This window comes from Fusicatenibacter sp. (assembly GCF_977045365.1).
This window is the reverse complement of the sequence record NZ_CDRRUH010000042.1, coordinates 19088-28753: the sequence shown is the minus strand read 5'-3', so window position 1 is coordinate 28753 and position 9666 is coordinate 19088. Positions and strand designations below refer to the sequence as shown.

Annotated in this window: 8 protein-coding genes and 1 pseudogene; 8 read left to right on the top strand and 1 reads right to left on the bottom strand. The window is 45.8% G+C overall.

Translation table 11 applies throughout. From position 1 onward, the window contains the following. From ACY2VW_RS09950 to ACY2VW_RS09935, 4 genes are all read left to right on the top strand, one after another. Positions 1-1367 (top strand): heavy metal translocating P-type ATPase (locus ACY2VW_RS09950; RefSeq protein ID WP_461877968.1); only part of this gene is annotated, 1367 nt, incomplete at its 5' end. 364 nt (positions 1368-1731) lie between these two features. Beyond that, complete coding sequence (locus ACY2VW_RS09945) at positions 1732-2022, top strand: DUF2325 domain-containing protein (protein ID WP_022462751.1); 291 nt, start codon at positions 1732-1734, stop codon at positions 2020-2022. 18 nt (positions 2023-2040) lie between these two features. Next, a complete protein-coding gene (locus ACY2VW_RS09940) occupies positions 2041-2595 on the top strand; it encodes a DUF3793 family protein (protein ID WP_117761771.1) in 555 nt (184 codons plus the stop codon). Between the two features lie 91 nt (positions 2596-2686). Continuing rightward, complete coding sequence (locus tag ACY2VW_RS09935; protein ID WP_022462753.1) at positions 2687-3109, top strand: flavodoxin; 423 nt, start codon at positions 2687-2689, stop codon at positions 3107-3109. Positions 3110-3201: 92 nt separating this feature from the next. On the opposite strand, the gene ACY2VW_RS09930 is transcribed toward ACY2VW_RS09935, so the two are convergent. After that, positions 3202-4356 (bottom strand): DUF4317 domain-containing protein, encoded by a 1155-nt coding sequence (locus ACY2VW_RS09930; protein WP_461877967.1) that lies wholly within the window; start codon positions 4354-4356, stop codon positions 3202-3204. A 274-nt stretch (positions 4357-4630) separates the two neighbouring features. On the opposite strand from ACY2VW_RS09930, the pseudogene ACY2VW_RS09925 reads away from it, so the two are divergent. From ACY2VW_RS09925 to nadC, 4 genes and pseudogenes are all read left to right on the top strand, one after another. Beyond that, positions 4631-5845, top strand: a pseudogene (locus tag ACY2VW_RS09925) (AI-2E family transporter). Between the two features lie 539 nt (positions 5846-6384). Next, positions 6385-7293, top strand: coding sequence for a quinolinate synthase NadA (gene nadA, locus ACY2VW_RS09920; protein WP_118601368.1), 909 nt, complete (start codon positions 6385-6387; stop codon positions 7291-7293). 40 nt (positions 7294-7333) lie between these two features. Beyond that, positions 7334-8710 carry an L-aspartate oxidase gene (locus ACY2VW_RS09915; protein WP_461877966.1) on the top strand — a complete coding sequence of 459 codons (1377 nt, stop codon included), beginning with the start codon at positions 7334-7336 and terminating at the stop codon, positions 8708-8710. Then, positions 8676-9530, top strand: a complete 855-nt coding sequence (nadC, locus tag ACY2VW_RS09910) for a carboxylating nicotinate-nucleotide diphosphorylase (RefSeq protein ID WP_461877965.1) — start codon at positions 8676-8678, stop codon at positions 9528-9530. The genes ACY2VW_RS09915 and nadC overlap by 35 nt, the downstream gene beginning before the upstream one ends. Positions 9531-9666 lie beyond the last annotated feature (136 nt).

Sequence of the window (9666 nt, the reverse complement as noted above, 5' to 3'; positions counted from 1 at the left end):
TAAATCAGGCTTCTCTGACCGGAGAATCTGTTCCGGTACGCCGTACCTTAGGTTCCGTTGTCTATGCGGGAACGGTTCTTGAGGAGGGCGAGCTTACCATTCTTGTGAAGCAGACCGGCGGATCCAGTCGTTACGAGAAGATTACCGCGATGATCGAAGAGTCCGAGAAACTGAAATCCGGACTGGAGAGCAAGGCAGAGCATCTGGCAGACCGTCTTGTACCGTATTCCCTTGGCGGAACGGCGTTGACGTATCTTCTGACCAGAAATGCAACGAAAGCACTCTCTATTCTGATGGTAGACTTTTCCTGTGCGTTAAAACTTGCCATGCCGATTTCCGTTCTCTCTGCAATCCGCGAGGCAAACCAGCACAAGATCACCGTAAAGGGCGGTAAATTCCTGGAGGCTGTGGCGGAAGCGGATACGATCGTTTTCGATAAGACCGGAACACTGACAAAAGCGCAGCCGACCGTAGCAGAGGTGGTATCCTTCAGCGAAACAAAGAGCACGGATGAGCTTCTGCGCATCGCAGCCTGCCTGGAAGAGCATTTTCCGCATTCCATGGCAAAAGCCGTAGTAGACGCGGCAAAAGAGAAACATCTGGATCACGAGGAGATGCACTCCAAAGTAGAATATATCGTTGCACACGGTATTTCTACAACGATCAATGGCAAAAAAGCGATTATTGGAAGTTATCACTTCGTATTTGAGGATGAGAACAGTATCATTCCGGAAGGAATGGAAGAGAAGTTCCGTCATCTGCCGGAGGAGTATTCTCATCTCTATCTTGCCTTAGAAGGTGTACTTGCAGCAGTTATCTGCATTGAGGATCCGCTTCGTCCAGAGGCGGCCGAAATTATCCGTCAGCTGAAAAAAGCAGGTCTGAAAAAAATCGTCATGATGACCGGAGACAGCGAGCGCACGGCAAAAGCGATCGCGAAGAAGGTCGGCGTGGACGAGTACTATGCTGAGGTACTGCCGGAGGATAAGGCAAACTTTGTGGAGAAAGAAAAAGCAGAGGGACGTAAAGTCATTATGATCGGTGACGGTATTAACGATTCACCGGCACTTTCTGCCGCAGACGTTGGAATCGCCATCAGCGAGGGCGCAGAGATTGCGCGTGAGATCGCGGATATCACCGTTGCCGCAGACGATCTGGCAGAAATTCTGGTGCTTCGTATGCTGAGCAACCGTCTGATGAAACGGATTCATAAGAATTACCGCTTTATCGTTACGTTCAATGCCGGACTGATTCTGCTCGGCGTGGGCGGCATTTTACAGCCAACCACTTCCGCACTGCTTCACAATACATCTACTCTTTACATTGGCTTAAAGAGTATGGGTAACCTGCTGGACGAGCCGGTATAAAAAACAGAACAGAATAGCAACGGGAAAGCCGCTGGAGTCTTCTTCTTAAGATTCCAGCGGCTTTTTAACAAAAGCAGGGAAAGCCTCTGCTTCCATTGCGAATATTCTTTCACCAGCGTGATGTGAAAAAGAAAATGATACAATTTTCTCAAGAAAAGCCGGAAAAATTTGCAGGATATCCTTGACAAAATCCGACAAAAACGATATGATATACCCAACAGTTAGATGTAGCTAACTAAAGTACAACGGATAAAACCAAAAATCATACGGGATCCCGGTAGAGGGATTCTTTCTTAAAACACAGGAGTTAGAATAAACTAATTTCAAGTAGCATAAGATAACAACAGAAAGGCAGGTAGAGAAGATGAGTGTCGTAATTATCGGTGGAAATGAAAGAATGGTGTGTCAATATACAGATATCTGTAAAGACTATGGATGTAAAGCAAAGGTGTTCCCGAAAGAGCATGGCTCCGTTAAGAAAAAAATCGGGAATCCGGATCTGATGATTCTCTTTACCAACACCGTATCCCACAAAATGGTGATCACTGCTTCCCAGGAAGCAAAGAAAAACAATATTCCGATCGCAAGAATCCATACCAGCAGTGCCACCGCACTTCGCTCGGTATTAGATGAGCACTGCGCAGCAGCAATGTAAGAAGGAGACGTAAAAGGCATGATTGAGAGATTTTTGATCGAACACTGTTCGGCAACGCTGGCTTCCATCAAAGCCGCAAATTTATGTAATATGACATTTTCATCCAAAGAAGAACTGGAAGATCAGATTTCATACTGGAGTGCCTGTCTGGAACCAAAAGGAATTCGCATCTTTGTATTGCGGGAGCATGAGACGAGAGCACTGGTCTATGTGTACCGTGAAGGGCTTCTCCAGAAGGAGCTGGAAAATCCGGAGAATGCAGCGTTTTTAAAATCCTATGGATATGAAAATACAGACATTGCTTATGCACTGAATCGCCTAAAAACCCGGGTGGCAGAGTGTAAAGAAGGATTTCCGCATGAGATCGGTGTGTTTCTCGACTATCCGCTCGGTGATGTGATCGGTTTTATTGAGAACAAAGGCCACAATTATAAATGCAAGGGATGCTGGAAGGTCTATTGCAATGAGTGCGAAACACAGAAAACATTTCAGCGCTATCAGAAATGCAGAAACGTGTATCTGCGTCTCTGGAAGCAGGGAAGAAGCGTTTTACAGCTCACCGTAGCTGTTTAACATAAAATCCTGCATACCATAAAAAGGGCAGTAGGATCGGGGAAAGAAAAATCCCCCGGAATCAGAAAATAAAGAAAGAAGGATTTGAAACATGAGCAAAGTAGCAGTAGTTTATTGGAGTGGAACCGGCAACACAGAAATGATGGCACAGAAAGTAGCAGAGGGAGCAAAAGAGGCAGGCGCAGAAGTTTCTGTTCTGACTTGCGCAGATTTCTCTGCGGATGATGTAGATGCATACGATGCAATCGCTTTCGGATGCCCGGCTATGGGGGCAGAAGAGCTGGAAGATACCGAGTTCGAGCCAATGTTCTCCGCATGTGAATCCAAACTCTCCGGAAAGAAAATCGCTCTGTTCGGTTCCTATGGATGGGGAGACGGCGAGTGGATGCGCACATGGGAAGAAAGCTGCAAAAATGATGGCGCCGAGCTGGTATGCGACAGCGTGATCTGCGCAGACGCGCCAGATGATGAAGCTGAGGCAGCATGCATTGCACTTGGAAAAGCACTCTGCTAAGCATAAATAAAAAGGAAGAAAAAGCGGCAGCCCTTTTGTCTGGGACTGCCGCTTTTTTCGGACAGGGAGAAAGACTCGCTGTCATTTGGCTGTTAAAATTCGGTATCATCCGCATCGGATGGCCGTGACGGTTTTAAAAGAATTCCGTTGATTTCCACTTCATCGGCTGCCTCGATCAGAATATACGGTGTTCCGTCGATCGTACGGGTTTCGATGAGCTGGGCCTTTTCCGGGCTGACTTTGATGATAACATCCGGGGTGCGGATCTCGTAGTTCCGTGTGCTGGCCACGTTCGAGGCAACGAAGCTTGCTTTCTCATCCGCAATGGATTCGTACTTCTCGTCGAACTCGTCAAGCTGTTCATTCGGTACGCCGCTGCTGGCGAGCAGACGTTTTACCTCGTGTTTATCGAGCACCACCGGTTCCGGATCGTCTTTCCGCTCTTCAATCATGGTATTTAAGTTCTCCTGAATGGTCATAACAGTAGAAAAATCACAGGCGGAATCGAGAGTTTCTTCTATAATAGACTGAAACGTTTCTTTCTGGGATTTCGCGGAGAGTGGCGCCTGACAGCCCAGGAAGTGGTTGAGAAAGTCCGGCTGATCCATCTCTGCGTTTTTCGTGAAATACAGCAGATTGTGGATATCCGTGTTGCGGTCTGTGAAGGACGGAAAGAGAAAACCGTTTTCCGGTGCGCCGACCACCCAGTCCTGCACGCGGTTTTCAATCGTATTGTGGGACACATTGTAGCAGAGGCCCGGTTTGTCGAGTTTTACCGGGCAGATGCTGCAGAGGATAAATTCATAGACGTAATCGGAAGCATCGTCCATATCCAGATTATCCGAAGCGCGTCCCGGTACATCGTAGGCACCATGGATCAGAATAATATAGTAGTTTTCCGGATAGAGATAATCCCCCATCACCTTTTCATAAAATTCATCAATCAGCGCTTCGTCCTTCAGCTCACTGTTGCGGAGTTTTAAGAGAAACTCCTGTGTGCCGCCCTCACTTTCCTGGGAGAGCGGGAACTCCATATTCAGCAGATTCTTTCCGATGGTACCGGAGAGGGTGCTTTTAAAAATCTTAAAATACTTAAACATTTCTTCCTCTTCGAGAGAGAGAAACGCTTCTTTTAATTTTGTCTTAATATTTTTTTCCGCATCCACATAGCATCCGCAGATTCGCGTGATCGCACAGTGGGATGGGGTAAACAGTTTTTTAATTTCAGCAATTTCCTTTTTGTTCATATAGAATGCTCCTTTATCAGCAATTTCGTATCTTAGACAAGTACTTTCTATTATAGACCATAGGGAAGGGAAAAGGCAAGAAAGAAAATGGCGACTATGTCTTTTTATACTTTAAATATAATTTCAAAAATCTTGACAGAGGTACCGATTCTGTTATACGATTAGGTCTAATAAAGGGGAGTAATTTAAGTTTGAAAATTTGCGTTTGCAAGTTTTCCGATCATTCAGCTGCTTAAATGGATACACATGAAATTAAAAAAAGAGGAGAATGATAGTGGATATAAGTAAAATATCTGTAAAAAAAATCCGGGAACTTATTGTGTTTACAGCATTTCTTGTGGTCGCACTGTGGAAGTTTAATGTGGTGCTCGATGTGTTGAAAGTAATATGGGGGATCGTATTTCCCTTTGTACTTGGCGGAGCGATCGCATTTGTGACCAACGTGCCAATGAGCTTTTTGGAAAAGAAAATTTTTGGAAGGGCAAAAAAAGAAAATAAGATAGTCAAAAAACTGGCAAGACCGATAAGCCTGTTCCTTACGATCGTATTTGCGGTTGGCGTGATTGTACTGGTGATGTTTGGTGTGATTCCGCAGCTTACGCGGACAATGGGAACCCTGATGATGAGTATCACTGATTTTATTCCGCAGATGCAAAGCTGGATCCGGGAGTTTTCCCATAATAACCAGGAAATCATGAAGCTTGTAGATCAGGTACAGTTTAATCCGGATCAGGCGATCAAGTGGGGGATAAGCCTGCTTGGAAATGGCGCAGGAAATATGATGAATACCACAATGTCAGCAGTGGGTTCCATTGTTAGTGGAGTGGCAGCCTTTTTTGTTGCATTTTCATTTGCCTGTTATGTCCTTTTTCAGAAGGAAACGCTGCAGGTGCAGATTCGAAAAGTATTTTTCGCTTTTCTTCCAAAGGAAAAAGCAGATGTTTTTTTTTAAGTCTGCTCTCTGACTTATCGGACATTTGCAAATTTTCTTGCAGGTCAGTGTCTGGAAGCCGTGATCCTTGGCGGTATGTTTGTTGTTATATTGAGCATTTTGAGGATGCCATATGCACTTTTGATCGGAGTTTTAATTGCGTTTACGGCATTGATCCCGATTTTCGGAGCCTTCATCGGGTGTGCTGTGGGAAGCTTTTTGATCTTTATGGTAAATCCGAAACAGGCAGTTTTATTTATTGTAGTATTTCTGGTGCTGCAGCAGATCGAGGGAAATCTGATCTATCCTCATGTTGTGGGTGAGTCTGTAGGGCTTCCATCGATCTGGGTTCTTGCAGCAGTTACGATCGGCGGAAACCTTATGGGAATTGTAGGTATGCTTGTTTTCATCCCATTGCTTTCCGTGTTCTATACTATTTTTCGGGAATTCGTATATCTGCATCTGAAAAAAAAGCAGATCAAACAAGTGACAAAGACAGAAATAGAAGAATATACGGCGGAAGAAATTGTAAATAGTGACATATCAGAGGTGAAATGATAGAATCTCATCTTTGACAGCTGTAAGGTGATAAAACGGTTACAAACCCAGTAAATATGGTATTGTGGCCGTTTTTCTTGTGGATCATTATTTAACCGTTAAACTTCCGGGTGTTTTCATAGCAATCCCAGAAAATAATGCAAAAATTCAGCGCTGCAGAACGTGAATTACGGCGTCACGAATTTTTATATCTTATAGCAAGACCCGAAAATAATGCAAAAAAGGCAGTGCTGCAGAGCGCGAATTGCAAGGAACAGATTTGAAGGCGTACCGGGGTACGACGAAAATCTGTGACGCAGTAATTCACGCTCTGCGGTGCTGAATTTTTTGCATTATTTTCGGGTCTTGCTATAGACAAGTATTTCCTATGATAGACCACAGGGAAGGGAAAGGCAGGAAAGAAAAAAATGGACAATGGATATTACAACTGTCTTGTCACATGACAAAAGTTGTGGTATACTAAGCGCTAAAGTGTTAAAAAAATATCACGATCCAGAGTTCTGAATCGTGATAGTAAAAATAGGAAGGAAACCAAACCAATGGATACCAGAAGAGAAAAGCTGGAAGCATTAAAGAAAGAAAAAAACGCCGTCATCATGGCACACTATTATGTGCCGGATGAAGTGCAGGAAATTGCCGATTACATCGGAGATTCGTATTACTTAAGCGACATGGCGACGAAAGTGGACGCCAGTGTTATCGTTCTCTGCGGCGTTCGTTTCATGGGTGAGAGCGCCAAAATCTTAAACCCGGGCAAGAAAGTACTGCTCCCGGATCTGCATGCCGACTGCCCGATGGCCCACATGGCAGCAATTGAAAAAATCGAAGAAGTCCGGAAAGAGTACCCGGATGTGGCTGTCGTATGCTATGTCAATTCCACTGCGGAATTAAAAAGTCATTCCGACGTCTGTGTCACCTCCTCCAACGCAGTAAAAATTGTAAAAGAACTGCCGAACCACGACATCTTCTTTATCCCCGATGAGCATCTTGGAACCTATGTGGCTGAACAGGTGCCGGAGAAACATATCATCTTAAATGACGGCTTCTGCCACGTACATGCTGCCATCCGTCCGGAAGCTGCAAAGGCTGCAAAGGAAGCGCGCCCGCAGGCAAAACTTCTCGTTCACCCGGAGTGCAGAAGTGAAGTCGTTGCACTTGCCGATTACGTCGGAAGCACTGCAGGCATCATCAAATATGCCGAGGCAAGTAAAGATACCGAGTTTCTCGTTGCAACCGAGCTTGGTGTTTTCGCGGAGCTGAAAAAGCGCTGCCCGGATAAGAAGTTTTATGCAGTGGGAAATACGCAGATCTGCCCAAATATGAAAAAAGTGACATTGGACAAATTAATAGAAGCACTGGAAAACGAGGAGAATGAAGTTCTGTTAAGCGAACAGGAAATTTCAGACGCACATGCGCCGCTGTTAAGAATGCTCGAGCTTGCAAAGTAACAAAATAAGCAGAACGCAGAAGCGGAAAAGAGGAAATGAAATGAAAAAGTATTATGATGCAGTGATTGTAGGATGTGGTGTGGCAGGATGCTTTGCGGCACTTCATCTGCCCCAGGAAGCCGATATTCTGATGATAACAAAAGCAGATACCGAGGACAGCGACTCCTTCCTCGCACAGGGCGGTATCTGTGTTCTGAAAAACGAGAGCGATTACGATGCGTTCTATGAAGATACAATGCATGCCGGGCACTATGAAAATACGCCGGAATCCGTCGACATTATGATCCGTTCTTCCCGAAATGTCATCAATCAGCTCATCGCCTGGGGTGTGGACTTCCGCCGCGATGAAAACGGGGAACTCTGCTATACGAAAGAAGGCGCACATTCTACCAACCGCATCCTGTTCCACGACGATGTAACCGGAAAGGAGATTACAAGCAAGCTTCTCACGCAGGTAAAAAAGCTGCCGAATGTAACGCTTCTTGCGCACACGGAAATGTGTGATATTCTTTCCTGCAAAAATGTCTGCGAGGGTGTTCTGATCCGGGATGAAGAAGGAAAGCTGGTTCCGGTTTATGCCAAGGATGTGATCTGGGCATGTGGCGGCATCGGTGGAATTTATGATAATTCCACGAACTTCCCGCATCTGACCGGAGATGCACTTGCAATTGCAATTCACCGGAATGTAGCACTGAAAAATGTCAATTATGTACAGATTCACCCGACGACGCTGTATTCCCAAAAGAAAGGCCGCCGTTTCCTGATTTCCGAATCTGTCCGCGGAGAGGGCGCTGTACTGCTCGATAAAAATGGCGAGCGTTTCACTGATGAGTTGCAGCCGCGTGACGTGGTGTCCCGTGAGATCCACCGCCAGATGGAAAAGGATCACACCAAGCACGTATGGCTTTCCCTGAAAACGATTCCGCTCGATGTAAAAGAACGGTTCCCGAATATTTACCAGAAATGTCTGGAAGAGGGATATGATATCACAAAAGAACCGATCCCGGTCGTGCCGGCACAGCATTACTTTATGGGTGGCGTCAAGGTAGACAGCAATAGCGAAACGACGATGGAACATCTGTATGCAGCAGGAGAGACGAGCTGCAACGGAGTGCACGGTGCAAACCGTCTGGCAAGCAATTCTCTGCTGGAGAGCCTCGTGTTTGCAGAACGCGCGGCAAAGAAGATGGCTGCCGAATGGGCCGCAGAGGGTCTTGCAGAGAACGCAGACCGCAAAGAAACGGCAACGGAGCCGAAGGAAGATGAATGGAAGCTCCTCAAAAAACGGTACGATATTAGAAAAGAAGATTACCAGAATATGGAAGAATACGCAGAACGCTGCAAAGAGAGCATCTGGGATGCGATCAGAAAGGAAGATGAATATGAATCCAATCACAAGAACACTAAATGTGGATAATCTGCTGCTTTTGGCACTGCAGGAAGATATCTCCAGTGAAGATGTAACCACGAATGCTGTCATGCCAAAAGCCTGCCAGGGAACGGTACAGCTTCTCTGCAAACAGGACGGCGTTATTGCCGGTATGGAAGTATTTGCAAGAGTATTTACTCTGCTCGATGAGAAAACCGAGATTATTCCGTATGTGAAAGACGGAGATGAAGTCAAAAAAGGCGATCTGCTCGCAACCGTAAACGGCGATATCCGCGTTCTGCTGTCCGGTGAGAGAACTGCGCTCAATTATCTGCAGCGGATGAGCGGAATCGCAACGTATACGAGAAGCGTTGCGAAACTGCTCGAAGGTTCCAAAACGACCCTTCTCGACACCAGAAAAACGACCCCGAATATGCGTATTTTTGAAAAATATGCAGTCAAAATCGGTGGCGGCCAGAATCACCGCTACAATCTGTCCGATGGCGTTCTGTTAAAGGACAACCATATTGGAGCTGCAGGCAGTGTCACAAAAGCGATCGAGATGGCACGCGATTATGCTCCGTTTGTGCGCAAGATTGAAGTCGAGTGCGAAAACCTTGATATGGTTCGGGAAGCAGCGGATGCAGGTGCCGATATTATCATGCTCGACAATATGACTCCGGCGCAGATGAAAGAGGCGGTAGCCGTCATCAACGGCAGAGCAAAAACGGAATGTTCCGGAAACGTGACAAAAGAAAATATCGCCACAATCCTCGACACCGGCGTAGACTATGTTTCCAGCGGTGCACTGACGCATTCTGCGCCGATTCTTGACGTATCGTTGAAAAATCTGCATCCAGTAGAATAAGTACAAAAAAGAATCATTTCCTTACAGACATAAAAAAGCTTCTGTTCTTCCCAGGAAACGGGAAAGAACAAGAAGCTTTTTTTACTTTACAGGAAACTTCGTTGAATTTTCCTGTAAAGTAAAAAGCCCTCCGGGT

What these genes read in the sequence shown, in the direction of transcription:
- ACY2VW_RS09945 (WP_022462751.1), top strand. Translation starts at nt 1,732, where the DNA reads ATGAGTGTCGTAATTATCGGTGGAAATGAAAGAATGGTGTGTCAATAT.
- ACY2VW_RS09940 (WP_117761771.1), top strand. Translation starts at nt 2,041, where the DNA reads ATGATTGAGAGATTTTTGATCGAACACTGTTCGGCAACGCTGGCTTCC.
- ACY2VW_RS09935 (WP_022462753.1), top strand. Translation starts at nt 2,687, where the DNA reads ATGAGCAAAGTAGCAGTAGTTTATTGGAGTGGAACCGGCAACACAGAA.
- ACY2VW_RS09930 (WP_461877967.1), bottom strand. Translation starts at nt 4,356, where the DNA reads ATGAACAAAAAGGAAATTGCTGAAATTAAAAAACTGTTTACCCCATCC.
- nadA (WP_118601368.1), top strand. Translation starts at nt 6,385, where the DNA reads ATGGATACCAGAAGAGAAAAGCTGGAAGCATTAAAGAAAGAAAAAAAC.
- ACY2VW_RS09915 (WP_461877966.1), top strand. Translation starts at nt 7,334, where the DNA reads ATGAAAAAGTATTATGATGCAGTGATTGTAGGATGTGGTGTGGCAGGA.
- nadC (WP_461877965.1), top strand. Translation starts at nt 8,676, where the DNA reads ATGAATCCAATCACAAGAACACTAAATGTGGATAATCTGCTGCTTTTG.